The sequence below is a fragment of the Vreelandella nigrificans genome (assembly GCF_002374315.1).
In the GTDB taxonomy this organism is placed as follows: domain Bacteria; phylum Pseudomonadota; class Gammaproteobacteria; order Pseudomonadales; family Halomonadaceae; genus Vreelandella; species Vreelandella nigrificans.
Genome location: NZ_NWUX01000032.1, coordinates 1 through 26080, shown reverse-complemented (window position 1 = coordinate 26080; position 26080 = coordinate 1). Strand labels below are relative to the sequence as shown.

Annotated in this window: 29 protein-coding genes; 2 read left to right on the top strand and 27 right to left on the bottom strand. The window is 63.4% G+C overall.

What is annotated here, in order from left to right; all coding sequences use genetic code 11:
- Positions 1-62 precede the first annotated feature (62 nt).
- From CPA45_RS21050 to CPA45_RS21010, 9 genes are all read right to left on the bottom strand, one after another.
- Positions 63-755, bottom strand: coding sequence for a TIGR03747 family integrating conjugative element membrane protein (locus CPA45_RS21050; protein ID WP_096655017.1), 693 nt, complete (start codon positions 753-755; stop codon positions 63-65).
- Position 756: 1 nt separating this feature from the next.
- Entirely contained in the window at positions 757-1047 is a 291-nt protein-coding gene (locus CPA45_RS21045; RefSeq protein WP_133066809.1) for a hypothetical protein, read from the bottom strand.
- Positions 1016-3310, bottom strand: coding sequence for a type IV conjugative transfer system coupling protein TraD (gene traD / locus CPA45_RS21040; RefSeq protein ID WP_096655013.1), 2295 nt, complete (start codon positions 3308-3310; stop codon positions 1016-1018). Before traD ends, CPA45_RS21045 begins: the two co-directional genes overlap by 32 nt.
- A 9-nt stretch (positions 3311-3319) precedes the next feature.
- Positions 3320-3895 carry an integrating conjugative element protein gene (locus CPA45_RS21035; RefSeq protein ID WP_244287671.1) on the bottom strand — a complete coding sequence of 192 codons (576 nt, stop codon included), beginning with the start codon at positions 3893-3895 and terminating at the stop codon, positions 3320-3322.
- Positions 3896-3908: 13 nt separating this feature from the next.
- Complete coding sequence (locus CPA45_RS21030) at positions 3909-4493, bottom strand: lysozyme family protein (RefSeq protein WP_208858569.1); 585 nt, start codon at positions 4491-4493, stop codon at positions 3909-3911.
- A gap of 9 nt (positions 4494-4502) precedes the next feature.
- The gene (locus CPA45_RS21025) at positions 4503-5258 is read right to left on the bottom strand and encodes a TIGR03759 family integrating conjugative element protein (RefSeq protein WP_096655009.1); all 756 of its coding nucleotides are present in this window, start codon (positions 5256-5258) and stop codon (positions 4503-4505) included.
- Positions 5259-5277: 19 nt separating this feature from the next.
- Positions 5278-6039 carry a hypothetical protein gene (locus CPA45_RS21020; RefSeq protein WP_096655007.1) on the bottom strand — a complete coding sequence of 254 codons (762 nt, stop codon included), beginning with the start codon at positions 6037-6039 and terminating at the stop codon, positions 5278-5280.
- A complete protein-coding gene (pilL2, locus tag CPA45_RS21015; RefSeq protein WP_165771600.1) occupies positions 6032-6676 on the bottom strand; it encodes a PFGI-1 class ICE element type IV pilus protein PilL2 in 645 nt (214 codons plus the stop codon). Before pilL2 ends, CPA45_RS21020 begins: the two co-directional genes overlap by 8 nt.
- A gap of 140 nt (positions 6677-6816) precedes the next feature.
- The gene (locus CPA45_RS21010) at positions 6817-7353 is read right to left on the bottom strand and encodes a hypothetical protein (protein ID WP_096655003.1); all 537 of its coding nucleotides are present in this window, start codon (positions 7351-7353) and stop codon (positions 6817-6819) included.
- An 80-nt stretch (positions 7354-7433) separates the two neighbouring features.
- Here CPA45_RS21010 and CPA45_RS22895 point away from each other — a divergent pair, with 80 nt between their 5' ends.
- Positions 7434-7778 (top strand): hypothetical protein, encoded by a 345-nt coding sequence (locus tag CPA45_RS22895; RefSeq protein ID WP_165771599.1) that lies wholly within the window; start codon positions 7434-7436, stop codon positions 7776-7778.
- On the opposite strand, the gene CPA45_RS21000 is transcribed toward CPA45_RS22895, so the two are convergent.
- Entirely contained in the window at positions 7768-8301 is a 534-nt protein-coding gene (locus CPA45_RS21000; RefSeq protein WP_096654998.1) for an STY4534 family ICE replication protein, read from the bottom strand. The genes CPA45_RS22895 and CPA45_RS21000 overlap by 11 nt on opposite strands.
- A 105-nt stretch (positions 8302-8406) precedes the next feature.
- Positions 8407-8682 (bottom strand): hypothetical protein, encoded by a 276-nt coding sequence (locus CPA45_RS20995; protein WP_096654996.1) that lies wholly within the window; start codon positions 8680-8682, stop codon positions 8407-8409.
- A 174-nt stretch (positions 8683-8856) separates the two neighbouring features.
- On the opposite strand from CPA45_RS20995, the gene CPA45_RS22760 reads away from it, so the two are divergent.
- A complete protein-coding gene (locus CPA45_RS22760; protein WP_133066808.1) occupies positions 8857-9279 on the top strand; it encodes a hypothetical protein in 423 nt (140 codons plus the stop codon).
- A gap of 219 nt (positions 9280-9498) precedes the next feature.
- Here CPA45_RS22760 and CPA45_RS20990 read toward each other — a convergent pair whose 3' ends face one another.
- The 16 genes from CPA45_RS20990 to CPA45_RS20915 all read right to left on the bottom strand — a co-directional run bounded on the left by CPA45_RS20990 (position 9499) and on the right by CPA45_RS20915 (position 25677).
- The gene (locus CPA45_RS20990) at positions 9499-11391 is read right to left on the bottom strand and encodes a DNA topoisomerase III (protein ID WP_096654994.1); all 1893 of its coding nucleotides are present in this window, start codon (positions 11389-11391) and stop codon (positions 9499-9501) included.
- A gap of 102 nt (positions 11392-11493) precedes the next feature.
- Positions 11494-11718, bottom strand: a complete 225-nt coding sequence (locus CPA45_RS22755) for a hypothetical protein (RefSeq protein ID WP_133066807.1) — start codon at positions 11716-11718, stop codon at positions 11494-11496.
- A gap of 20 nt (positions 11719-11738) precedes the next feature.
- Positions 11739-12326 carry a hypothetical protein gene (locus tag CPA45_RS20980; RefSeq protein ID WP_096654990.1) on the bottom strand — a complete coding sequence of 196 codons (588 nt, stop codon included), beginning with the start codon at positions 12324-12326 and terminating at the stop codon, positions 11739-11741.
- Positions 12327-12363: 37 nt separating this feature from the next.
- Positions 12364-12798 (bottom strand): single-stranded DNA-binding protein, encoded by a 435-nt coding sequence (locus tag CPA45_RS20975; RefSeq protein ID WP_096654988.1) that lies wholly within the window; start codon positions 12796-12798, stop codon positions 12364-12366.
- An 18-nt stretch (positions 12799-12816) separates the two neighbouring features.
- Positions 12817-13272 (bottom strand): DUF3158 family protein, encoded by a 456-nt coding sequence (locus CPA45_RS20970; protein ID WP_096654986.1) that lies wholly within the window; start codon positions 13270-13272, stop codon positions 12817-12819.
- Between the two features lie 1077 nt (positions 13273-14349).
- Entirely contained in the window at positions 14350-15099 is a 750-nt protein-coding gene (locus CPA45_RS20965; protein ID WP_023004985.1) for a PFL_4669 family integrating conjugative element protein, read from the bottom strand.
- Positions 15100-15181: 82 nt separating this feature from the next.
- On the bottom strand, positions 15182-16540 hold the full coding sequence (locus CPA45_RS20960) for an STY4528 family pathogenicity island replication protein (protein WP_096654984.1): 1359 nt from the start codon (positions 16538-16540) through the stop codon (positions 15182-15184).
- Positions 16540-17142: a DUF2857 domain-containing protein gene (locus CPA45_RS20955; protein WP_096654982.1), complete on the bottom strand. Its 603-nt coding sequence runs from the start codon at positions 17140-17142 to the stop codon at positions 16540-16542. The genes CPA45_RS20960 and CPA45_RS20955 overlap by 1 nt, the downstream gene beginning before the upstream one ends.
- Positions 17139-19043, bottom strand: a complete 1905-nt coding sequence (locus CPA45_RS20950) for a ParB family protein (RefSeq protein ID WP_096654980.1) — start codon at positions 19041-19043, stop codon at positions 17139-17141. The genes CPA45_RS20955 and CPA45_RS20950 overlap by 4 nt, the downstream gene beginning before the upstream one ends.
- 75 nt (positions 19044-19118) lie before the next feature.
- Positions 19119-19355: a hypothetical protein gene (locus tag CPA45_RS20945; RefSeq protein WP_096654978.1), complete on the bottom strand. Its 237-nt coding sequence runs from the start codon at positions 19353-19355 to the stop codon at positions 19119-19121.
- On the bottom strand, positions 19348-19728 hold the full coding sequence (locus tag CPA45_RS20940; protein WP_096654976.1) for a DUF7673 family protein: 381 nt from the start codon (positions 19726-19728) through the stop codon (positions 19348-19350). The genes CPA45_RS20945 and CPA45_RS20940 overlap by 8 nt, the downstream gene beginning before the upstream one ends.
- Positions 19725-21128, bottom strand: a complete 1404-nt coding sequence (dnaB, locus tag CPA45_RS20935) for a replicative DNA helicase (RefSeq protein ID WP_096654974.1) — start codon at positions 21126-21128, stop codon at positions 19725-19727. The genes CPA45_RS20940 and dnaB overlap by 4 nt, the downstream gene beginning before the upstream one ends.
- Complete coding sequence (locus tag CPA45_RS20930; protein WP_096654972.1) at positions 21115-21981, bottom strand: ParA family protein; 867 nt, start codon at positions 21979-21981, stop codon at positions 21115-21117. The genes dnaB and CPA45_RS20930 overlap by 14 nt, the downstream gene beginning before the upstream one ends.
- A gap of 358 nt (positions 21982-22339) precedes the next feature.
- Positions 22340-23353 carry a tyrosine-type recombinase/integrase gene (locus CPA45_RS20925; protein WP_165771598.1) on the bottom strand — a complete coding sequence of 338 codons (1014 nt, stop codon included), beginning with the start codon at positions 23351-23353 and terminating at the stop codon, positions 22340-22342.
- Positions 23346-25208, bottom strand: a complete 1863-nt coding sequence (gene mobH, locus CPA45_RS20920; RefSeq protein ID WP_096654968.1) for a MobH family relaxase — start codon at positions 25206-25208, stop codon at positions 23346-23348. Before mobH ends, CPA45_RS20925 begins: the two co-directional genes overlap by 8 nt.
- Positions 25209-25347: 139 nt before the next feature.
- Positions 25348-25677 (bottom strand): FxLYD domain-containing protein, encoded by a 330-nt coding sequence (locus CPA45_RS20915; protein WP_096654966.1) that lies wholly within the window; start codon positions 25675-25677, stop codon positions 25348-25350.
- Positions 25678-26080: the final 403 nt, after the last annotated feature.

The following is a 26080-nucleotide window of genomic DNA, read 5'->3' as shown; positions in this document are numbered from 1 at the left end:
GGAGCCCGCACAGGCTCCGGGCGATGACGGCGAGGCGGCGGAAAGGCCCGCGACGTGGGGCCTCAGAGGTACTTCTTGAAGCTGCCCGTGGCGATGCTGACCAGCAGGCCAAAGAGTGCCGCGCAGGGCAGCAGGAAGGCGTTGGGGTGGATGGCGAAGGGCACGCTCAGGTAGAGCAGCCAGCCCACCACGAAGACCGGCGTGATGGCCCGCTTGGCATGGTGGTAGATGAAGGCGGACTCGCGCCCCGCGCCGAAGCGGCGCAGGTCACGACGCACCAGGCCGTCGACGAAGCCGACCAGGGCCGCCAGGGCGAAGAGCGGCGAGGTCAGCAGCAGGATGACCACCCGGGTCAGGGTCATCAGCGTGACGTAGAGCGCCGCCTGCACATAGACGTGCAGGGTGCCGAGCCAGCCCCCTTGATGGGCGCTGGTCTCGAGCCAGGCCGCTATCCCGCTCCTCACGAACAGCCAGTCGTAGGCGCGACTGACCGCCCCCGTCGCCAGGGCGATCGGGTCCGAGACCAGCAGCGAGCGGGTGAAGGTGGTATCCAGCCGGGCCACCTCCGCTTCCAGGGTCTCCAGGGCATGCTGGGCCCCGGGCTGGCTCCACCACTGCCAGTAGATTCCCGCCCACTCGATCAGCACCGACATCAGCAGCGAGACCACCAGCACCGCCATGATCTGAAACGGCAGGCCGAACAGCGTGGAGAGCCAGCCGCGTCGGGTTTCCTGGGCGCGCTCTGCCGTGGCCATCTCAGTGCACCCTCACCGGCGTCAGCGAGCAGAGCAGCGACCAGCGGCGGTCGTGGTAGTGCAGGATCAGTCGCCCCTCATGGGGGTGCTCGCCCTGCTCCCACACCGGCGAGAGCCCCTTGCGGTAGGCGCGCTGGGTCAGCTCGATGCGGTCGATGCCAATGACCACGTAGTCGAGCAGCCCGTACAGGGCCGGCGGCAGCTCACTCAAAGAGCCGCTCTCCAGGGCGACGCTGGAGACGATGGCGGTTGCCGCGGTATCAGGCGTCATGGGCGTTGTCTCGATGTTCATCACGGTTCTCCATCTCTTGGGCCAGCGGCCACTCGTCGAGCAGCTGATCCTCGGCCTCCTCCCCTTGCCGGCGCGTTTTGGCCTCGCCCTTGTCATGCTCCTCCCTTCGGGCTTCTGCCTGCGCAGGCGGCGGCTCCTGGGCATCGCGGGCCCGCACCGGGAGCTCGGCCCCCAGCTCGCCAAGCTCCAGGTTCACCGGCGGCGGCATCACCGCGGTCCACCACTGCTCGCCGGTGGTGTAGTCGCGCTTCATGCGCTCGGCGAGTTCGGCGATGCTGCCGGGGATGTCCTCGTGCCTATCGGGCAGCGGCAGCGGCATGCGCACCTTCCAGAGCTGGCCACCCTCGAGCAGGGCGAAGGCCTGCCCCTTGGGCAGCGAGACCACGTCCGCCGGCTCGATCATCGGCACCTGCACGGTGCTGATGCGGTCGCCGCCGGAGCTGGTGAAGTCGATATCGTTGGCGATGTCGCTGGAATCCGAGGCCATGCTCACCAGCATGCGGGTGGCCACGTTGACCTGGCGCAGCTGCCGGGTCAGCAGCTCGGCGGTCTTCTCCTCGCGCACCCGCAGCATCACCAGGTTGTTGAAGTTGCCGACCACCTGGCCGGCCTTGGCGGCGTTGCCGATGCGCGCCTCGATGTCGGAGAGGGTCTGGGTGTAGGCGGTGACCTGGATGCCGGCGCCGCCCCCCTTGTTGATGAGCGGGATGAACTCGTCGCCCATCAGCTCGTTGAACTCGTCGCAGTGCAGGTTGATCGGCACTTTGCCCATGCGCTTGCCGTTCACCGCCGGCAGGCCGTCATCGATGCCGTGCTTGTAGATATGGCCGGCCACCGAGACCAGGTCGGCGAACATGGAGTTGCCCACCGCCTGGGCCACCTCGAAGTCACTCATGGCATCCAGGCCCACGTAGACGATGCCGCGCTTACGGATGATCTGCTGCCAATCGATGATCGGCCGGGGGTCTTCGATGTCGTCGTAGTCCGGCGAGAGCAGCTCGGCGATGCGCCCGGTGGTCAGCTTCTCCAGCAGCGGCAGCAGGCTCGCCACGATCTTGTCGAAGTAGGTCTTGTCGTAGCGCACGGCGCTGCGCAGCCCCTCGAGTACGGCGTCCACCACCTTGACCTGCTGCAGGTACTGCTCGATGGCCACCACCCGCTTGTCACGGCCCTGAAACTGGCGGGGGATGTTCTTGTCGTTGAGCTTGCCCTCGATGGTGGTGATGCGCTCCCAGGCGTGCTGGTCGTGGCGGGTCAGGGTCTGCTGGGCGTACTCGATCATCAGGCCGTCGATGTTCACCACGTCCGAGAGGATCTGCTCGTAGGTGGGGCGCTGCCCCAGGGCATGACGGGCCCGGGCCACGATGTTGACGAAGCGCCAGGCGAACTCGCGGAAGGCGGCGCTGTTGCCCTCCCCGGAGAGCTGGCCGGCGAGCCGGGTGGCCACCTCGGAGATGCGTCCGAAGCGGCCCACGGCGTTGTAGCGCGCCGAGATATCCGGCCAGCCCAGGTGGAAGACGTAGAAGGCGTCGCCGCGGCCCGCCCGCTGCGCCTCGGCATACATGCGGATCATCAGGTCGGCGTCGCCCTTGGGGTCGAAGGCGATCACCACGTCGCCGCGATGGATGTCCTGAGTGATCAGGATCTCGGCGAGCCGGGTCTTGCCGACCCGAGTGGTGCCCTCCACCAGGGTGTGGCCGACCCGCTCGCCCAGGGGCAGATAGACGTCGCGCTCCTTCCACTCCACGGCGTGCAATGCCGCCATGCCACCCACCGGCGGCAGCGGGCGTACCGGGTTCCAGGACACATCCGCGGCGAGCAGCTTCACCAGCGGCCGACCGGCGCCATAGCGTTCCAGCCGGTTCTCCAGCTCACGGGCCAGGCGGTAGGCCGGCCCCGGGCGCAGATAGCGCTGCACATGAGGCTGCTGGCTCTCATGCAGCCGCTGGGTGTGGCGCGCCTCCCACTTGAAGCCCTTGCCCATCCACAGCAGCCGCTGGCTGACCGGAATCTGCCGGCTACGCAGCGCGAAGCGCGGCAGGCGCTTCATGTTGCGACGGTACCGCAGCACCACCCAGGCCTGCCGGGCACGCCACAGCCCGAAGGCAGCAAAGCCTGCCGCCATGCCGTAGCCCACGCTGGGCGACAGGGCCAGCGACCAGGGCGCCATGACGCACAGCACCGCACAGGCCAGGCAGACCAGGGCGGTGTTGAGCTCTACCGCCGGGCGCAGCAGCGCCTCCAGAGGGTGTGTCTGGTTCATCGTGCGCTCCTACTGCTCCAGCCCCTGAGCCGTCACCAGCACCGGGTAGTGGGCCAGGCCCAGCCGACCGGCCAGGTCGTCCCCCGGCGTGGGGCGAAGCTCGAGCCCCGGCGCCGCCTCGCGCAGGCGCTCAAGCCCCTCGGGCGTGGCCACCTCGACGATCAGCCCCACCGCGTTGAGCTCGCGCAGGGTCTCCCCGCGGGCCTCCAGCCAGCGCAGCGACAGCGCATCGTCACCGACCAGGAAGAAGGGCGTCATGCGGCTCGGCAGATCCAGCGGACGAAAGCGCACCTCGCCGGGCGACAGCCGCTCACTGGTCACCGGCAGCATATCCGCCTCGCTGAACGCCACCGGCGCACGCGTATCCGGGGCATAGCCCTCCTCCTCCGGCACGTCGGCCATGCCGATGGCAACGAAGTAGGGGCGGGCCGGCTCCCCGCCATGGTCGGCAAGCACCTCCAGGGCAGGCCGCTCGGCCAGGGACATACGCGGCATGGTCTCCGCCTGGGCAATGGCGGCAAACAGCCCAAGGAGCCCACCCACCAGAGCGGGTAACATCCAGCGGCAGCGATCACGTTTCACCATCGGTCGCATCTCCTCAGTTGGCTGCCAGCTGCCGCTGGCGAGATGTGTTCAGCCGCTCGAGCTCGGCGGCGACGATGCGGCGGTAGCGGGCCGCCGGCTCTCCGCCAGCGGGACGGTGGTAGCGCCCGGCCGCCTGCACCCAGTCGCCGGTGACCTCGAAGTGGCCGCGCAGCAGGCGGGCCGCCTCCTCCAGGTTGGCGTAGGGGTCCAGGGCATCGCAGGGGTGGGGAAAGCGTTTGCCAGCGCCGAACAGCTGCGGCTGCCAGCGCACGTTGAGCTGGGCGATGCCCACGTCCACGACGCGGGTTTCCTGAAGGGCCAGCACCAGGGCATCGCAGGCCGCCTGGCGAGTCGCAAAGTGGAAGCCCTCCCCCGCCACGTTCAGGGTCCAGGGCCAGGGCCGGCGCCCCACCTTGAAGCTGACTACCGATTCCGCCGTGGCCACTGCATAGAGCACTTCTGGCGGGACCTGGTGCAGGCTTGCGGCGTCGAAGTACGCAGGCGGTACTACGGTGGCATTCGCCAGCGATGACACCACCGCCAGACCACAGCCAAGCGCGCAGCCCATCACCAGGCGTCGGCATGCTGTCAGCCTCATACCCCCTCCTCACCTCGGGTAGACCTGCGGCAGCGACCCCATGGTGATGCCGTGCTCGGGGTCCGGCTGGCCGTGGTTGAGGGTGATGTCCCGCGCCCGCACGCGATCCGCCGGCACGCCCGCGCGGCGGGCCCAGTCGCGTATCACGGCGTCGTCGCCGTCGCTGTCGAGCACGAAGATGTCCATCTGAGCGCCCTGGGCCAGCAGCTCGCTGACGGTGCTGTCGCAGCGCTCGCACGCCTCGACCGCCACATACACCGTCAGCCGCGCCTGCAGCGCACCCCCGTCGGTGAAGTGAAAGGCGTTGCGCGGCCGCAAGGTGAACTCATCCACCGGCATCTCGTCGGGATAGAGGCGCTGCCAGGCCTCGTCATAGGCTCTCTGGAACGCCAGCTCCCGCTCGGTGCGCTCGCGCTCCACGGCCACCAGCAGCTCCGCATAGCGGCGGCGCTCCTCGGCGCTGCGCGCTTCCACGCCAAGAGCGGTGATGGGGTCAAGGTTGGGCGACCAGATCCCTCGCGGCCCTTCCATCAGCGTCTCGTAGCGCTCCCAGTCGCGCTCGGTCAGCTTCCAGGCCTCGGCCCGCTGCGTGCGCGTGGTGGTGCGCTCGCTCTCGAGCAGCCGCTGGGCCTCCTGCATCACGGCGGAGGCATCGGGGCGATGCTCCGGGGTGGACTGGGTAGTGGACTGGGCAGCGGCCTGGCTGGCCAGCAGCGCCACGGCAACGGTCATCGCGGCAAGCACAGCAGGTTTCGGGTTTGTCATCGCAGGATCTCCGGTGGGCTCAGGGAATCTGGACGTCGACGGAGCGGCCGTTGCGGCTGAAGACGGCGTGGGTGCCGCGGATACTGGTCAGCTCCCAGCCATCCTGGCGATCCCCGACGCCCAGCAGCCGGATATCCCGCAGGCTCGACAGGCCGTTGGGCGAAACGCCAACGTAGGGGCGCCCGCCCCGGGACTCGACGCCGGTGACCTGGAACGGGGGCGACGGCGGGGCCGCTGGCCGCGGCGCCTGGCGGGCAGGTGCCGGGCGTGGTGCCGCCTGCCGGCTCTGCTCGAGGCGCTTCTCCAGCGTCTGGATCTGCTCGTTCTGGGCGGTGACGCGCAGGTTGAGCTCGCTATCCAGGTGGCTCAGCGTCTCGGATAGCTCGGCCAGGCGGGGCTCAAGCGGATCCCGCTGTTCCAGCTGCGCCTGTGCGGCGGTGATATCGGCGGCATTCTCCAGCCCGCGCTGCTCGGCTCGCTCGAGACGCTGGTCCAGCTCCGCCAGGTGCTGCTCCAGCACCGTCTGCTGCGATTCCACTCGGGCGAGCGCCTCCTCCAGGGGCACCACCGCCTGCTGCACCTGGGACTGCACCAGAGATTCCACCGGCACCTCCTCAGGCGCCGGCCTCAACAGCAGAGCCCCCGACACCACAGCACCGGCCAGGCTGACCGTCAGCAGACCGTAGAGGGTCTTCCTGCTGCCCTTCCCTGCCCCGAACTTGCGGCGACGCTGCGGCTCCGTCGGCTTGTGGTTGGGCGACAGCTCGGTAGGCTCACGCATCGCTCACCTCCGCCACTGCTTCGTTGCGCTCGTCACGGCTGTCGTCGCCGTGCCCCGGCGCATAGCGGATATCCCGCACCTGGTAGCAGACCTCTCTGGCGACAGGGTCGACCTCCAGCTCCCAGGCGTCGCCGCCCAGCACCTGAAGGGCTTCGCGCAGCGGCATCGGGCCCAGCCGGTAGTGGGCCGCCGGCAGCGGCTTGCGGTAGAGGGTGCGCTGAGCGGGGCCGGGCGCGGGGCAGAGCGAATAGCCGGTATGGCGCAGGGTGTGATGCAGCGCATCCTCCACAGTGGTGGTCATGGATGCCGGAATGCGCACGTCGATGGTCTGCTCCAGGAGGTAGCGCTGACCCAGCGAGGCCTGAGTGGCCACCAGCTGGTAACGCCCGGTGCGAATGACCTCAACGGAGGGCAGTTCGTCGCTGTAAATGTCCGGAGTCACGGCCTCGGTCGTCGGCGGGTTGGGGCCGGTGACCACGGCCCGATGCCGCTCGCCGTCCACGTCGAAGTACGGCAGCGAAAGCACCAGAGAGTCGGCGTTCGAGGGTTCAGGAGCCTGTTGCGGCTGATGCGCACAGCCCGCCAGCAGCGTGGTGGCGATCAGCGCAGCGGTCGAGAGGGTGGGAAGGTTGAGCATGCGTTGCCTCAAGGAGTCCATTCAATGGCGTTGAGGCAGGAGGTTCTCGGGTTTGCGGGGGCGGGTCGATTGGAAAGCGTAATCAGGCGGGGAAAGGAAAAACGCCCCGGAATGGGGCGTTCTTCGCAGGTTGGGAATCGTCAGTGCCTTGGCATGACGCTGAGCGCCTCGAGCTCTCGGCGCACATAGGGTCGATAGTAGTGGTCCAGAGCCAGCTGCAGCCGCACGCCTGCCGCCTGCTCGCGAAGCCAGCGCGCTGCGCTGACGTTGTCTGCCAGGGCAATCTCCTCCCTGGCCCGCTGCTCCAGTGCCTGCTCGCGCTCGCGTAGCGCAGACGCTTCCTGAACGGTGGGCGGCATGAGCCACTCGAAGGCACCCGTCGTAAAGCGTGCTGCTGCCACAAGGCGACCGTACCGGTCTCGCACCTCGGCGTGAGACAGCATGACCTCCGGGCCGATATGCGCCAGAAGGTCGGGCTCTGCATGGACGATCTCGGTGACCGTCGCAAAGCTGCCAGCGTCGATGACGGTTGTCTCCTCGAACCAGGGGTCCGAGGGAGCGGTATCGTCATACTCCCAGCGCGTGCCATGCACCGTGAGACGAAACTGCTCGCGCAGCACCGCCTCCCGAATCAGCGCACCTTCGACCGCATAGGGATTAGGGACAAAGTGTTCCATCGTGGTTCTCCCGTTCATAACAGCGCCGGGGAGAACCTTCCCAGCGGGGAGGCATTTCCCCGGCTGGGTGGTGATGGGCAATGTGGTTAGTCGAGGGGCAGGCCTGGCCATTTACCCCCGTGAGTCAGGATGAGACGGATGCTGCCATCCGGGTCGTCGTGGCTGTACTCGCCCCAATAGCGGGCGCGGTAGTGAGCCTTGAGATCCATGCCCCGATCGATGCACTGCACGAAGGCGTACAGCCTCCCGGCACTCTCGCTCAGGATGTAGAAGCAGGTCGGATCTCGCGGATCGTAGAGCAGTTGGTTAACTTCCACTCGCATTGTCTTCTCCAGCGGACTGTCATCGCCGAGAAGAACCTCCCCGACGGGGAGGTAAATCCCCGGCTGGGTAGGTTGATGGAAGCGCTGTGGATCAGTGCATAGCCGGCGAATCGAAGGAGCCGGCCGCTTCTCCCGCATGGGCAGCGGCGTAGCCATTGCCGGTTTCAGACGGCTCCGCTGAGGCAGCGGATCTGTCGTTGCCGGCAGTCTGCTCTTCGCGGCGGGGCGCCTGGTAAACCATCTCGCCGTTCACCTTGATCCAGCTGATGAACAGAAGGCGCGCCTTGAGACTGACGCCGGTCTGGCCCGCCTTGTCGCCTCTGGAGTAGACGAAGGTGTCCGTCCAGAGGTCGCCCAGCTTGAAGCCCACCAGCACCTTGCGACCTTGATACACCGCCTGACGGCAGCGTTTGACGAGCGCTTCGGCCTCACGGCCGCTGATCCGGCAGTCGAAGCGGGTATACCCCACATCGTCCGCGGGGCCGTTCAGGGCTGCGATATCGCATGCCCAGAACGCGTCTCCACGCTTCGGCCTGACCTCTCGGATGCGGTTGAGATAACCAAGGCCGGTGATATGCAGATCGAAGAAGCCAGTGGTGGCACTCTGGTGAGTGGAGTTCGTCATGGAGTGTCTCCTCGGTGGGTTGCGGTGTGCGCCCGGAAGACACTCGCCCCCTCTGGGAAGTCGAGTGGCTTCCCGGGTGGGCAATAGGTGGTTTCAGACGCTGGCTCAGCCCATCAGCACGCAGTGGTGCCGAGCGCCCGCCAGGTGGGTGTGGCAGCAGTCGCAGGATGAGGTCGAGAACGCTTCGTCGTACTCGCTATCGCCGACGACGAGGGTGTTCCCGTCGCGCTGCGCTGCGTAGATGGAATCACGCACCTCCCTTTCTCGGGCGGCAGCGCTCTCCTCATCCAGGAAGTGATCCAGCCCGGTGGCATCGTCATTGGCGATGATCATCAGGCAGTCGTCACAGACCATGACATGGTCGTCGACAATCGTGGCCATGGGGTCTTCCTCCAGGTTCCAGGGGGTCCGCCCCCCTGGGGAGGCATCTCCCCGAATGGGTGGTAATCGCAGTGGCATCCAGCCCGAATGGGCGGCCTCGTCTCGGGATGCGCGAGGCCTTGGGTGACGGCGTACCGCCAAGCGGCGCACCCTTGAAACGCCTGGGTGCCTGGGGTGTCTCGGTTGGAACCGGCCGAGACCACCGGGCCGCCAGCGGCGGCACTTGCCCACTGGGAGACTGCTCACTGCTTCGGCAGCGTCTCCTCGATATCCCCACTCGCAAGACGCGGCACGCCACGTCTTGGGATTGAAGACCATAGAGGGCATCAACAGGGTCGTCGCCGTATCGACAAGTACCAGGATGTCCGTCATGCAACTGGAGCCAAGGCATGTCCCTCGTTGCCATGCTTCGCTCACGGTGGCACCCGAATCTCTTCGCGGACGCATTCGGTCGATCAAGCACAGATCCCTGCACAAAGGGCTCCCGTTGGTGATGCGGCGGGCTCCGCAGAAGGGCAGGCGTTTCCAGCGTGGAAACGTCAACCGGCCTGGCTGCTACCCTGGCTCAAGGTAGCCGGCAGGCCGGTCGTCGTATGAGATAGGTGGCCAACCAACCAAGTTGGCCTGGGACTAATGAACCTCGAACCCCGACTGTTGATGATGCAGTGTGAGCCGTATAGGCGGGATGGGGCGTATTCGTCTCGCGAGGTGCGAATACTTTGGGGGATTGAGCGTTGGCGCTCAAAGGGCGTTGCGTGATGACCGTCAGCAACCAACGGGGTACGGCTCTCATTATTGAGCCTACCCCTCTTAGGGTCAAGATGATGACGCCTTGCGCCGGCTGCCGGCGCCTTTTCCTGGCGTCTTGCTCTTCGACTGAGGCATCGTCACCGTGGACTCTCGCGCATGCTGCACCAGCTTCTCCACCATGCCGGCCTGACGGCCCATGAACTCCTGCAGCGCCAGGCGCCCTGCCGCGACGTCATCCAACGCCTGTTCCCAGAGCGCCGTCATGCCGGGATTGGTGATGACGGTAGGCAGCGCATCGATCAGCTGCTGACCGGTCGGCGTCGAGACCAGGGCACGCTTCTGCCGCTTGATGAAGCCCCGCTTCAGCAGCGTCTCGATGATGCCGGCTCGCGTTGCCTCGGTGCCGATCCCAGCTGTCTCCTTGAGGCGCGCCTTCAGGCGCTCGTCTGTCACGAACCGAGCGGCATGCTTCATGGCGGCGACCAGGGTGCCCTCGGTGAAGGGCTTGGGCGGTGTCGTTTGTTTGGCCAGCACCTCAAGCTGACGGGCCTGGCAGCACTCCCCCTCGCTCAGCGACGGCAGCGGGGGCGCTTCCCGCTCCTCGTCGCCGCCATCTCCAACCGCCGCCCGGGGAAAGAGTTCGCGCCACCCTTCCACACGCACCTGCCGCCCTGAGGCCACAAACGCTTCGCCCTCCAGGTCTACCCGCACCTCGGTCCGATCGTACTCGTGAGCCGGCAGAAACTGGGCCAGGTAGTGGCGACGAATCAGGTCGTAGACGTTGCGCTCGTCATCGCTCAACTTGGCCAGGTCGCAGGCCGCGGTCGGGATGATGCCGTGGTGGGCGGTAATCTTGCTGTCGTTCCAGACACGGCTCTTGCGGCTCGTGTCCAGCCGCTGGCGAAGCGGTGACAGCACCTCATCCGAGTGCAGCAGCATCGTCACGATGCGCTCGGCATCATCGCGCTGCGACTCCGGCAGATACCGACAGTCGGTTCGCGGGTAGCTGGTCGCCTTGTGGACTTCGTAGAGCGCCTGGGCGATATCCAATACCTGCTGGGCACCGTAACCAAAGCGGCGCGACGCCTCCTGCTGCAGCGATGAGAGATCCATCACCAGTGGCGCCGCCTCCTTCTTGCGGCTCGTCTCGAGGTGGCTGACACGCCCCTGCTGCCCGGTGACTCGCTGAGCCAATGACCGGGCGGCTTCCTCGCTGACGCAGCGCCCCGCGGCATCCTGGATCGAGGCATCACTCGGTTGCCACTTCGCCTGAAAGGTCCCGCCCGACGCCTGCAGATGCGCCACGACTTCCCAGAAGGGCTGGGGAACGAAGTTGGCAATCTCCCGGTCGCGATCCACAACCAGGCGCAGCGCAGGCGTCTGCACACGCCCCACCGAGAGTACTCCCTGATGGCCCTGTCGCTGGGCCAGCACCGTATAGGCCCGGGTCAGGTTCATCCCGACCAGCCAATCGGCCCGGCTACGCCCGAGCCCAGCCAGATATAGCGGGTAGGTCGCCTCGCCGGGCCTGATGCCGGCCAGGGCCTTGCGGATCGAGGCATCATCCAGGGCCGAGAGCCACAGGCGGGAGACCTTCCCCCGATAGCCGCAGTGATCCAAGATTTCGCGGGCGATGGTTTCCCCTTCCCGGTCGGCATCGGTGGCCACTACCACCTCGGTCGCCTGGCCCAGCAGCTTCTTCACGACACCGAACTGCTTGCGGCCGCTCTTCTTGATCTCCATCTTCCAGGTCGAAGGCAGAATCGGCAGCGCCTCCAGCGACCAGCGCTTGAGCGCCGGGTCGTACTGCTCCGGCGGGGCCTGCTCGAGCAGATGCCCGAACCCCCAGGTCACGACACACCCCTCGCCCTTCAGGAAGCCCTCGCTGCGCTGGCCGGCACCGATCACACGGGCAATATCTCGGGCCTGCGAAGGCTTCTCACACAGGAATAGACGCATTGGCACACCTCCCTCATAAGCGTGGAGGGCAGCATGGCAAGGCAGTGGGAGGGAGCGAAGCAAGAAAGGGAACGACAGCGAAACGGCTTTGCACCGACGTCTTCAAGAGTTGGCCATCAGCTCGGCGACGTCCATCACCTCGCCCAGGAGGAACAACATCTGGGTGCCGGACGAGCCGGCACCTCTGACAATGGGTTGGGGTGGCGCATGGCCGCGAAGGTCGCGTCCATGCCGAAGGGCATCCTTGAGATCGGTGACACGAACACCCAGCCGCTGCGCCGCATGGGTGATGCCGATCCGCTCTTTTCTCAGTGCTGGCGATGTCACCGAATGCCCTCCTGTCTGCGCTAACGGAGCGCCATACGGAAACGCTCCTCAAGCGCCTCACCCATGGCATCTCCATCGTACCCGGCACTGGTCGTTGGCAGATACTCAACGTTGATGCGAGAGCCGCTGCCGTCGCGCTGGATTTGAGTCTTCAGCACCAGGGAGTGCTCGGCACCGTTGACGGCCTGCCTGGCATAGTCACTCATCTGGTAGAAAGCGCCGGGCGTGGCATCGAAGTGCCAGGCATTGTCCATCATCGCCCACTGGTCAGAGTTGCTGTTCGGGTTGAAGTCCGCATCGGAGCGGAATCCGAACTCGGAACGCACCCGAGCATAGGCCGTATCCACATCAAGCGGCGATGCCATGCTGAAGCGCCCATGCCGGCTGCTTGCCGATACTTCCTGGTCACCGCTGGCTGCCACAGCATCCTTTTCGATAGCAGGCTGCTGCCCGGGGTCGTAATTGACTGGTTCCCCGGTCACCGGATTGTTGATACAGGTCAGGCAGCGCCCTTGAGAGTAGAGATGGTCCTGTGTGGCACAGCCCGCTGCCAAGGTCACAGCAGCACCCAGGCTCACCCAACACAGAACTCCCCTGGCTCCCTTCATCGCTCTTCTCCTTGGTTCATCCATGATCACTCAGCGGCTAGCCCCCGTAGCCTTCCTGGCTGGCCTCTGCGCCGCTGTTGTCTTGCTCAGCCGGCTGTTGATGGCTATGGGGGGCATCCATGATTACCTGAGCCACCCGGTGAGGCAAGATAGCGACCCGGTCTGCCTGCACCTTGAACGCCGTTCGCGTCTCGCCGCTCTGCTCCCAGCTGTCCTGAACCATCTTGCCCACTACCACAATCCGCATGCCCCGCTGGTACAGTCGGGACCAGCGCTCGGCATCACGGTGCCACCACTCCACATCGGCCCAGAAGCCACCACGATCCACGATCTCTCCATCCTTGGGGACCAGGTTATCGAATCGCACGTTTAGCCTGAGCAGCGTGCGGGGCGGCTGGTTCTCACGCACGGGGAATGTCCGAACCTCCGGATCGCTGCCGATATTTCCCTCACCGTAAAAGCGGGTGCCCATGGGTATCCTCCTTGGTCGTTATCGCTGAAATGAGACGGCATGCTCGATATCGGCCAGCGCCTTGCCGATTCGCTTGATCGACCAGTTGATCGTGGCCGCCTTGGCATTGAACACGCAGCGCTGCACCTCGAGATCGATGACGGACTGCCGCATCGCCTCGGATATGTCGTCGCGAGCCAGGAACGTTTCCAGCAGCCAAAGCCCCATGCTCCTCTGCCTGTTATCGCGCCACTGCAGCGTTCTGGCAGGAACGCCTGATTTACCCCATGGGGTCAGCCAGAGGTCGGTCGACTTCAGCAACCCCCCATTCGCCTGCGAGGCTATATCGATCGCCTCTTGCCGCGCCGCTCTTGCCGACTCCTCCAACTCATCACGGAGCCGAATCAGCTCCCCCTTACCCTTAAAGGGTTTTAAAAAACCCTTTGCGTAGCTGTTGAATGCGTCGTTGCCATAGCTATTCGATGCGGTATCCAAGCTGCCCCCTCATGCACTTGCCGTGATGCCACTGGCATCACCCTGGAGGCCTCCTCGGCACCGCCGATCAAGTGATTCCAGTGGAATCACCCCGGAGACCTTCCTCCGGCACCACCGCCCAGATGATTCCAGTGGAATCACCCCGGAGGCCTCCTCCGGCACCACCGCCCAGATGATTCCAGTGGAATCACCCCGGAGGCCTCCTCCGGCACCACCGCCCAGATGATTCCAGTGGAATCACCCCCGGAGCTCTCCCCGGCACCACCGACCAAGTGATGCCACTGGCATCACCCTGGAGGCCTCCCCTGCACCGCCACCCAAGTGATTCCACTGGAATCACCCCAGAGACCTCCCCGGCACCGCCGCCCAGGTGATTCCAGTGGAATCACCCCCGGAGCTCTCCCCGGCACCGCCGAACAAGTGATTCCAGTGGAATCACCCCGGAGGCCTCCTCCGGCACCGCCGCCCAGGTGATTCCAGTGGAATCACCCCCGGAGCTCTCCCCGGCACCGCCGAACAAGTGATTCCAGTGGAATCACCCCGGAGGCCCGGCACCGCCGCCCAGGTGATTCCAGTGGAATCACCCCCGGAGCTCTCCCCGGCACCGCCGAACAAGTGATTCCAGTGGAATCACCCCCGGAGGCCTCTTCGGCACCACCGCCCAGATGATTCCAGTGGAATCACCCCGGAGGCCTCCTCCGGCACCGCCGCCCAGGTGATTCCAGTGGAATCACCCCCGGAGCTCTCCCCGGCACCGCCGAACAAGTGATTCCAGTGGAATCACCCCGGAGGCCTCCTCCGGCACCACCGCCCAGATGATTCCAGTGGAATCACCCCGGAGGCCTCTTCGGCACCACCGCCCAGATGATTCCAGTGGAATCACCCCGGAGGCCTCCTCCGGCACCGCCGATCAAGTGATTCCAGTGGAATCACCCCGGAGGCCTCCCCTGCACCGCCACCCAAGTGATTCCACTGGAATCACCCCAGAGACCTCCCCGGCACCACCGCCCAGGTGATTCCAGTGGAATCACCCCCGGAGCTCTCCCCGGCACCGCCGATCAAGTGATTCCAGTGGAATCACGTCGAGGGAGCGTCTCCTGGCTCCCCAGCGGAAGGCGGTGAGTCTCCTTTCGACTCGCCGTCGCTGCCGGCCCTCGCGGCCTCAGCTGGCTTGGCAATCGGCGGTGCAAACTCGCTGCGCCGCTTGCCGGAGAGCACATCGTCAGGGAGTGCGCCGAACTTCTCGATGGCGTCTCGAGCCTTGGCATTGTTGGCGGCAAAGTCATCCCGGGTGGCACCGCTGAAGCCGGGGTACTTCTGGGTGCTCGCGCACAGGCTGCGCAGGAGGTGCCCCCCCACCCGGACGTATTCCTCCATCTGTCGCCGGCCAATCAGGGCGATATGGTGAGCAAGCATGACGCGCCTGACGAAGCGGTCGAAATCGATCAGCAGGCGCAGAGCGAGCCAGCCGTGTTGGCCGCCCGTATAGACGGGAATCTTGAGGGGCTGCTGGTTGAGATTCTCTTCCACGTCCAGCTCTGGCGGCAGCTGAGCCAGCAGGTTATCCAGCTCCTGAAGGCGCTGGTCCAGCTGAGCTCGCGTCTCGGCGAGCTTGGCATCCAGCTGCAGCAGCCAGTGATCCGCATAGGGGTCATCCTTGGCGGCGTTCTGCTTGATCGCACCGCAGATCAGCAGAAACTGCCGCATGCCGATAATCTGCGGACGCCCTGTCTCGACGCCTCGCCCCTTCCAGATCCGTGCTGCGTGATGGGTGTGTAGCGTCAGCTCGATCTTGCTGCGCAGTGCTCCCAGGCGATCAACGGCCATGTCGCGTTGCCCTCATGCTGATGTGTGTCCGCGGTACGGCAGGCACTGTCAATCAGTTGATGCGGGGAAGACAAGGGAATCGTTAATGGCCGCTGAGTGGGTTTTTCCCGGCCGATGGCCACAACCCCAGCGAGCGCAGACACTGCTCTCGGGCGGCTTGGGCTTCCTCGGGCGAGGTGGTGCTCGGCTCGGCAATCGACGGCTCCGCTGTCCGGGGGGAGGACGGCGGTACGCTTCGAGCTGCCGGCCGCTCGGCGGCGGCGGAAGCCCCCTGGGGCGCCCTCCCCGCCCGGCGCTCCGCCTGAGCCTGGGCGTAGCCGGTTGCCACGAACTCGCCACCGATGGCTCGCTTGATCAGCCCTCGCAGGAAGCCCTTGGGGTTTCGCACCGAGCCACCGCTCACGCGCCCTGCCGCCTCGTCGAGAATCGCCTGCTGGGTGTCGCCGGCCAGCTCCGCCATCAGCAGCTGAGTCGCCTGGCGTTCGCTCTCATCCATCGAGAGACATGCCGGCCAGTGCAGGTTCACGGCTGAGGTACCTGTAGGTTTTACACAGTGTGAAGTACGTACTGTACGGGAAGAACTGCCCGAGTTTTCATCGAGAACTGCCTCGACAGCCCGACAAGCCTTTGATTCCAGGCTTGGTTCTCTCTGAAAACCAGGGGAGTTCTCTCGGCGCACTCGGCCGGGTTCTCGCTGAGAACTCGGCTGCCTGCCCTGGTTCTTCTGGTCAGTCACGGTAGAGAACTGGGCAGCGTCATGCCTGTCAGGCGACCGGCGCTGGGCCTGCCTGGGCCGAGAGGCCATGGTATCGAGACGCGTCGGCAGCTCATGCAGGGCTCCCGCCTCCTGGAGCTCCTCGAGCACCATGGCAGCAACGGCCTTGACCACCTTGTTCTGGTGATCCAGGCAGCGACACACATACTCCACGTAGTCGGCATCCAGCACCGAAGCTTCCGCGGGCGAGAGCGGCTCGTCGTGCAGGATATAGACGTTGCCGATAATGCGGCCGTTCTGCGCGTTGCGCGCCCGGTGCCCGAGGCTGACCCATCGGGTCAGGCGAAGCACAGCGATAACGCGGGCGACCGTGGCCCTCGACGCCTTCTGGCCCGGCGCCCCCCGCAGCAAGGGCTGCAGTTCGTCGTAGGTCGGCACCGCGGTGGTTCGGTCCGGATTGACCAGCATGCGCATCATCTGCCAGCCAAGCTTGTCGACGTGCCCGAGGCGCGGATCCAGCAGCAACGACCGCGGCACGGTCTCATGGGGGTTCCCGAAGAACAGCAGGCCATCGAGGCCCGAGGATGCGGCTTCTCCAGACTGCCCAACCTCACCGTTCACAACGGAGGACGCCGGGGACTCGCCCCGGCGCTGGGTCAGCTCGGAAGCCGCCTGGCCAATCAGGCGATCCAGCCCCTTCCGAGTGGCATCACGAAGCTGCACCATCACCGCTCTCCTTCAGGTGACGCCCACTCTTCGGCCGGCGGCGCCGTGCGCGGCTGGCCGGGGTCGACCCACTGCTTGACCAGGTGCCACACCACCGCCAGCGGGATATCGGTCTCCTCGGCGAGGGTCACCATACCCTGCAGGTCATCGGTCGCTTTGGGGTCCAGGGCGATATGCTGCCAGCGCTCCCAGGCATCGTGCTCAGCCTGCTCCGGCGGCATCGCCAGCCGCCCCTGGCGCGGCGCGATGCCCAACAGCTGACGGCGCGTCGAGCAGTCGTTGCCGGTCAGGCCGAAGAAGGCGCCCATCATGCTGACGCTGGCCCCCAGCCTCAGGCAGCGGTCAATCAGGGTCTCACGGTCCTGATCACGATCGATGCGCGCCAGGACGCCGCGCAGTGCGGCGTGATCCACCGAGAAGCGCGCTACCACCGGTCCTGCGCAGGCCAGCGAGTCGATATCGCTCGCTCTCAGTCGCCGCAGGGTGCGCAGCTCATCCTCACTGAAGCCGAGGGCCAGCGCACGGCGCATGTTGCCCTCACGAAGAAACCCCATGACCTGGCTGAGCAGCGCCTGATTCAGGTTGGCGGATGAAGAGCTCATGACTGGGCCTCCTGTTGTCCCTGCAGGTGTTCACGAAGGCGGCGAATCAGCCGCACCAGACGGAAGAAACGAAGCAGTACCGCATCGTCCCAGGCGCTCTCAGCGCCCTCTTCCCGATGGGTGCCCAGCAGCGCTCCCCACAGGGTGGCATCGGCGGGGTACTCGGGATTGAGCTCGCCGCGCAGGCTGGCCAGCGCCTGCCAGGCGAAGCGGGCACGGCGGTCGGCCGCCTCGGGCAGTGGGTTGAGGTCGAAGCCGATGCCGTCGTCATCGGCGATCACCACGTCGCTGCCGCCGAAGCCGCCCCAGCGAGCGATGACCTGCACCAGTTCACGGATACGAATACGCAGTGAGCGAGGCTCATCCTCGACGCCTTCGATAAACCAGACGTCGGCAATGGGCGGGGTGGTCTCACCGGAGAGCACCGGTGCCGCCAGGGGAGCCAGCTGCTCGAAGTCGAAGCTGGGCACGCCGAGCTCGCTGGCCAGATGGTGACGGTAGCCGCGCTTCCCTGGAGTCTCTTCCCAGCGGGACTGGGTCAGCCCCTCGAGGCGGGCAGCCCGCTCGGCCTCCGTCCGCGCTGCACCCTCTGGCCAGTCATCCGCCTCCTCTGCGGGTGCCGCCATGGGCCCTGAGTCAGCCTCCGATGCCGGCTCGCTGAATACCGACACCGAGGGAGACGGTGACTCGCTCAGCTGCTGTTTTTCGCGCTCCAGCGCGGCTACTTGCTCACGCAGCCGAAGCAGCTCGGCGCTCTCTGCTCTCTCATCGTCGGTAGGCGCGTCTCGGCTAAGGGTCCGAGGCGACGGTAGCTGCTCGGCCTGAGGGTCGGTCTGCGGCTGAGATTGAGGTTCACGGCCAGGATCTGAAGCGGGCACCTTCACCACCGGCGCACCGCCCGTGGCGGGCTCGGGCAGCGGTGGATAGAGAGAGGGCGGCTGGGCGTCGGGGTCACGCATCTGCTGCAACTCAACGTCCAGGGCCTCGAAGGCCTGATGCTCTTCCAGGTCCCAGCGCCGCTTGCGATAGGTGACGATGTTATCGAGGGTCAGCTCGCAGACGTTGAAGTGCACGCCCGTGTGGTCGGCCAGCATGCCGCAAAGCCGATCCACCACGATGCCCCAGTTCATCTCGGTCTGGCCCTCGTCATCGAACCAGGCCATGGTCTGGTGCCAGGTATCGGCAAAGCCCTGGGGCTCGACCTCCTGGGTGCAGCGCTCCCAGATCAGCCGGCAGGCTTCCCGGTAGCTGATCAGCTTCTCGACCTGCGGCCGCCCCAGGCCGCTGTAGAGGGTATTGGGCAGCGTGGGCAGCAGATGCTCGACGGTATAGAGCATCTTGCTGATATGGCTCTGGGCCACCTGGTAGCCGTCCTCCGCAAGGCGCTTGACCAGCTCACGCTGCGAGAGCGTGTCGCCGCTCTCCTCCTCGTACATCGCCTTGGCGTCCATCACGCCCTTGGCTCGCTCGATCCAAAGCAGCTGGCCACGGTTGTCGTTCTCGCTGAGGTGCCCCGTCAGCATCTTCACTTCCGACTGCCAGGGTCGGTACAGGGCATAGAAGGCGTGGAAGCGCGACTCACCGGTCTCTTCATAGAGCTCGCGCAGGATCTGCAGGCGGGTATTGCCACCGTCGCAGATGGTGTAGTGCTTCTCGCCCGGCCGCTGGGTGACCGGGGGCTTGTGCTTGAGGCCCGCTGCACGGATCGACGCCTTGATCTCCTCGTACTTGGGGTTCTGGACCTGCCGGGGGTTGTGCTCGTAGGGCTTGAGCATGTCCAGGGTGACCCAGACGGCCATCTCCTGGTCGGGCGGTGTCATGGCATCCACGGGCTGCCCCTGACGCTTGGGGCTGGGCTGCATCAGGCGCTCACGAAGCTGCTGGTCGCTCGGGCGTTTCATCGGCGGTATTCCTCGGTGACGAAGCGGACGGAGGCGGCACCGCCATGCGGCGCCTGGGTGCTGATGACAGTGGAATCACTCTTCATGGCGGCCCCTCTGCTGCCCCTCCGCGCGGCGCAGCTGGGAGCGTGCATTGAGCTCGGCGCGGCGGTCCTTGGTGGTAAAGGAGGTGAAGACCGGCGCACAACCCGGCTTGCTGAACCGCAGGTGCCCACCGCTGGTACGCTGCACCTCCCACCCCCGGGTGGCGGCATAGCGCACCAGACGCTGCATCCCCTTGCACCCTCGTGCTGCCGACAGCGACTTACTCATCCTTGGCCTCCTCGATCTCCCAGAAGCGTTTCAGCAAGGCATCACCACCCTCGATGAAGGTGTGGATCTCGTGGCCGCTGTAGGTGGCCATCTGGATCACCGCGAGGGCATCTGCCTGCAGGGCAGGGTCGAGCCCGCGCAGCCGCTGCATCTCGAAAGGCCAGCTGTCGCCGTTGTAGAGCGCGAGGAGTAGGCGGCGCAGGTGATGGGACTGGCCGCTGTGTCCCTGAGCCACGCAGATCAGATGCTCGAGAGATGAGAGCCCCTGCTGCTCAGCCTCAAGCTGACGCTGGCGAGTCTCGTTCATGACCTGAGCCAACGCCTGAGAAAGCCGGGAACGGGGTTCGGGTGTGCGCACGCGATACTGGCTCATGGGGTCACCTCCTGATGCTGCCAGGCCAACGGCTTGAAGCGCGCCGACTCCCCCTGGAACGCCAGGTGCACGGTGCCGGTGGGCCCATTGCGCTGCTTGCCCAGGATCAACTCGGCCAGGCCGTGGCTGTCTTCGTTGTCGGGGTGGTAGACCTCGTCGCGGTAGATGAAGGCGATGACGTCGGCATCCTGCTCCAGCGCGCCACTGTCACGTAGGTCGGCCATGCAGGGGCGCTTGTTGGGGCGGGTCTCCAAGGAGCGGTTGAGCTGCGACAGGGCAATCACCGGGGTGCGCAGCTCCTTGGCGGTTTCCTTGAGGATGCGGCTGACCTTGCCCACCTCGAGGGTGCGGTTTTCGCTGCCCGGCTCCTGAAGCAGCTGCAGGTAGTCCACCAGGATCATTGAGGGGCGGCCGAAGCGGCGGGTCATGCGGCGAGCGCGGGCCTTCAGGCTGGAAGCGGTGATTCCCGAGGCATCATCGATCAAGAGCTTCCCGTCCAGCTGGGTGAGCCGACTGACCGCGGCGGTTACCTTGGGCCAATCCCCGTCTTCCATCTTTCCGGTGCGCAGCTTCTGCAGGGAGACATCGCCCAGGCTGGCGATCAGCCGCAGCATCAGCTGCGACTCGGGCATCTCCAGGGAGAAGATAAAGACCGGACCGGCATCCTCCTCTGCCATCAGGGCATGCTCCGCAAAGCCGAGCCCCATGGCGGTCTTGCCCATGGAGGGGCGGCCGGCCAGGATGATGAGATCCCCCGGCTGCCAGCCCGCGGTCATGGCGTCCAGCTCGCTCAGGCCGCTCGGGATCCCCGTCACCCCACCCTGCGCATTGAAGGCCTGATCGATGACGTTGATGGCCTCCCCCAGCATCTCCTTCATGGAGCTCAGCCGGTCGTGGCGCTCCTCCGTCAGGGCGAAGAGCTTCTGCTCGGCCTCCTCGATCAGCTCGGCGGCCGTGCGGCCCTGAGCGTTCAGGGCCTGCTGGTTCAGCGTGAAGCAGGTGTGGATCAGCTGCCGCAGCGCATGGCGGTCCTTCACGATCTCGGCATAGGCCGCCACATTGGCCGCGCTGGGCGTATTGCGGGCCAGCTCAGCCAGAAACGCGAGCCCTCCCACCTGCTCCAGCTGGTGGGCTTCCTCCAGCGCTTCGGAGACGGTCACCACATCCATCGGCTGGTCGCGATCTGCCAGCTCCCGGATCGCCTGAAACACCAGGCGGTGGGCCTGCTGATAGAACATGGCAGGGGCCAGGCGGTCGGCGACCTCGTCCCACATGGCGTTATCCAGCAGCAGCCCACCCAGCACCGACTGCTCTGCCTCCAGGCTGTGGGGAGGCAGATAACCGGCTTCCGGGCGCTCCTCGGCCACCCGGAGCTCGACCAGGTTCTCAATGGCACTCATCGTGGCAACCTCCCTGCATGGCGGTGGTGCTGACCATGGCGTCGATCAACGGCTGCCAGTCTGGGTTGAGCTCACAGGCCATCGCCTTGACCTGGTCGGCAGCGGCGGGCGACTTGCGGCCGACGGGCTTGCGCGGCTCGAACTGGTGAGCCGGCAACCCGGCACTGGCCGCCTGTCGGAAGGCGACACCGGCGCGGATGGTGCTCTGCATGACGGTGACGCCCTGCTCGCCGGCGGCGAACATCTCTGCCAGCGTCTGGTGGATGCCCCGCGCATCGGCGGTTTCGTCCAGGCGATTCACGAGTACGGAAACGGGGGGAACGGAGAGGTGGGTGAACTGGCTGAGCGCCTCGAGATCGCGCAGCAGGCCAACGGTGCCACGCACGAACTCACGGGCAGAGAGCAGCTCGGGAGTGATGGGAGAGAGAGCGTGATCGGAAGCCAGGACCGCCATCTCCAGCGTGATGGAGCGCGCCCCCTGGGTGTCGATCAGGATGAGGTCATAGCCCGACAGATTGGAGAGCAGCTGGGCAAGCCGGAAACGGCCGTCCGGGGCGTTGAGCAGCAGCTGAGGAAGCTGGCCGGCATGATCGTTGGAGATCACTACATCCAGATTGGGATGGGCCGTCTGCGATATGACGCGGTCGGGAGCCGTGTCGCTAAGCGCGATCAGCTCATAGGTGCCGCCGGGGGCTTCGGTGCGGAGGGGGTAGTAACTGGAGAGCGTCGGCTGACTGTCCAGGTCGATGAACAGGACCCTGAGGCCCGCATCGGCCAGGAGGCCGCCCAGATTGGCTGTGACGGTGGTCTTGCCGACCCCGCCCTTGGTCGAAATAACGGATACAACGCGCATAACCTCACCTCGGTTCCAGATGGAAACAAGTGTGAGGCTGATGATCTGTCTCTATTTCACGAAGCTGTCAGGTCTACTGACACGCCAGGCGGGGGTTCCACTCTTGCTCGTAAGCTGCTGATTTCGCGTACTGTTTGATGGTGCCGGCACCAGGAGTCGAACCCGGGACCTACTGATTACAAGTCAGTTGTTAATTGGTGGACTCAAAAAAGCTAAATGACTCCACTGGTATCAGTACTGCTAACGACCTATGTGATACTCGTTGACTACAAAAACTACCGATCAAAGACCTTCCACCACTTTGCAAGATCATTATTGCCATGCGCCTGCTTACCTGTCAAGTTGATCAATCACCAATTTAACTCGACGATAGGTACTGGTTATTCCAGCCTGGCACTGCATCCTTTAATGACTGCTCCTTATGGGAGTGCCGCTGTTCAAGGTAATCCCGGAGCGTATCCAAGTCCGGCCTGATGTACTCAATCGTCGATCGTATGTCCGTGTGCCCACAAACTTGCTGCGTAAGGTAAAGGTCCCTCCCCTTACTGCGCATTAGATCAGTAGCCAAGCTATGACGGAATCGGTGCGGAGTAACCCGGCTACCACAGTAACGTGAAAGTTGATTGAAGAATCGTTCGACTTGCCACACATCCATCGTCTCCCGTCTCGTTCGTACCGAAAAAAGGTTCACATTGAACAACTGATCGTATCGTTTGCAACCCGCAGCCTGTGCTGAGGTCATCAACGTAACCAAATAGGGGGATAACGCGTCGGTTATCGGTAGTACCGCCTCATAGTTGTTTTTAGCGCCCTCCGCTGATGCAATTAGCCGACGTCGCTTGAGATGGATGTCACTCGGTGTGATGCTTAGCAACTGATTCAAGCGGATCCCCGTGTGGTAGAACGTCTCTACAACAACTTGCCAGAACCATGCCGGGTGCATTGGTGCAGGCTCCCCCTTCACCACCTCATATCGTCGGCAAAGCTCCAGCGCCTCTCGCGCAAACACGATATCCATATCCCGCAGTGTCTTGCGCCCACGCTTCTTTTCTCGCAGGAACATGTTTTCGAAAGGCGATGTTTGCAACTGTATTAAATCGTGAGAGATTCCGAATCTATATAACGACTTCAGATGCCTCGCATAATTGTTCCAGCTGCTTTCAGCAATCCCGCTTGGATTGCTGCTAGATTTGACGATGGCCAGTCGCCAATTCAATACATCTCGACGACTAACTTCGCTTGGTAGTACATGCTGGCCAACATAACGCCTAAACAGACTTACTGGACCTGTATAGCTAGACTGAGTTTTCGGCGAAAGCCAACGCTCTGCAAACATCTCTTGAAGCACTTGTTGGAAGTCGCAGTTATGCATCCTCTGCATCCTCCTCGACCAACGCCTTACCATTAATCAAAGAGAGAAACACGTTATCGTTACTTGTTGGGGTAATACCACTGTCTAGCTTAAGGCGGTATCCCTTCAGGATGTTGCCTCTGCGATTTGGGCCACGGACATTTACTTCCCAAATATTCAACTTCTGTTCTGTTTTGAGATGAAGCCCCTGCTTTTGAAATCGTTGCTGAACTTTGTTCCAGGACCGATCGGATCCAAACGTCAGGTTACAGAACCTTTTAAATATCCCTGGGCTCACAAGGAAATATGTCCCTTCAACGACATGAACGAGGGCTTTCGAGTCATTTACTACTAGACGATTGGTTTCAAGCGACTGGCGCAACCACTTCACAAAACTTTCGCCATAGTCATGGGTGCCTAGCGTTTCACCGTCTTCACTATCCTTTGCTGGCTTATCATTCACCGTTACCGAGCTAATGTTCAGATTGGATTCATTAGAATCTATTGTTTCAGAAGGTTGTGCTGCTATCTCAGAAGTAGACTCCAAACTTTCTTCGCCAGAGATCAAAGCCATCATTCCCTTGAGATCGAGTACCTCGCCTGTCGGTGCCGACGTCTCTGACTGGGACGATAGTGCCGCTTCTTGTTGGGGGTTCGCTTCCGTTGGTGCCTGTTGCTCAGGCGATCTTGATCTTGATGGAGCTTCTGCTTTCTTGGGCTTGTCGCTGTCCTTTGTTGCCTTGGCACCAACAACAGTCAACGTTCCGTTGAGCACTGCGGGACGTTCTTCACCTGCGCCCCAGATAAGAGACGCGGGCACTTTTAGGAAACTCAAAGTAGCATTCCAATCCTCAATCTGGACGTCTGCTTTCCACACCGACTTTCCTTCCCCTGCCTCCTCGATCAGGCCGTGAGCCTGCATCTCGTCATACATACGTGTAGTGTTCGATGGCACGCCACCGACCCCGTGTTCAAGTAAGTACGCCTTAAGTTGATTAGGCACGCTGGGCGAAACGATCCACAGCGCCTCCTCGGTCAAATATGCTGGGGCGCGGGGTGTATTGAGAGCAAGTTGCTGTTTGACTAAGTATCGTAGTGCGTCGGTTAACTTGCGCTGTAGTGACTCGACTGGAGCTTGAAGGGCCTTAGTTGGGTCTCCACCCAAATTACTAGCCACGCTGGCCCGATCCGCCTTGCTGACGATTTCTCCGATGACCCCCGCTTCACTGCTGTACCCCGAAATGGTAAACATCAATTCCTTGAACACTGCGTTGTCTTCGTAGAGCCAATCGAGGATCCTACCGTCGAGAATCTGACTACAGAATAGCCCGTTGCTGGCTTGATGAAGCATATAGTCACGGCCCTTGCGATACCTGACACGGTACGGACCAGGGATAGACCCATTCCACACCCGCCACACCCGTCCATCCTTGAGAAAAATGTCGATATCCAGCAGTTTCGCTGCATCGTGCAGCAGAGCCCCATATGCCACTGCAATGGTCCAACGCTCGCTTGATGAGGATTGAGCTTCGGGAGAAGAACCAGGGGGAAGTAAGTGATGCTGTCGGATTCGTAGGGCGTAGTTGACCACTTCTAAGGTGTGATCCAGCATACCTCCGGCATAGGCATGATGATGAGACTCAGACGCTGGTATACGCTGTACAAGCTCGGCATATCGCTCCAATGGCGTCTGAATGAAGTGACAGAATACCGGTTTCGTCAGAGAGGTTAGATCCCAGAGAGTCTTAATAATCTGCTGGCGATACGGCTGGTCGAGAAGCTCTTTACCCGAAAGAGGCATCAGCCAGCCATCGACATCCTGGGGACTTTGCTGAGAGTTTTTCTTACCTGGAAATAGAAACAGGCGCTTGAGCATGTGTGCCTCGACGACAGTAGTCAATTAGCCCTATCTGACGTGGTACAAGCGCTCCGAGAAAGTGGGAATGTTAATTCGCCCCCACGGGAATTCTCCCCTCTGTGTTGCCGATGTCCCCAGATATGCTATCCATTCGACGTTAAAACGCCAGAATATTCACGAGGCGATAGCTAGTGGCAGAAGGTTCAGTGAATAGTGCGCGAAACCGCCATGGCACACCTGGCTCAATGTGGCTTCCATGCGCATGTGCTTCACCGACTTTAGCACCAGAGTGATCATATAGATTGAACGTGAGTGATGCTGAAGAGATGCTTGCGTCCGTTGTATTATGGGCAATACCAACTATCTCGCGACCAAAATCGGTTGCTACCACTTCCGTACTTTCAACTCGCAATAGAACTTCATCAGCAATTGCCGGAGAAACGAAACTGATTACTGACAGTAAAAAAATCGCAAACATCCTGGTCATGTAGCATCCCTTAATGATTCTTAGCAATAACACACTAACAATACAACAAGTACTCAACACTCGGCAACACGCCAACACTACTTTCGTCTATGTGATGGGCAGAATCTTTTCGATACAGTCGGGACAAAGAGCAAAGCCAAGGCGGATGCCAAGACCCAGGCCTTAGCGGCCCGTCTGGAGGCGCTGGAAGGTCAGAAAGAAAAATGAAAAACCTCAAGGAAATGGCCGCTAAAGCGGCCATTTTTGGATCAAAAAATGATCAAGATTGCTCAAAATTCAAGATTATCCTTATTATCTTGAATTTTTTGAGTGAGGCACCCGCTGCCTGAACTGACCCCCAATTATTGGACAGTTAGCTCTATCAGTTGACTGCCATTTCCTGAGTCCGGTATTCCACAGGGCT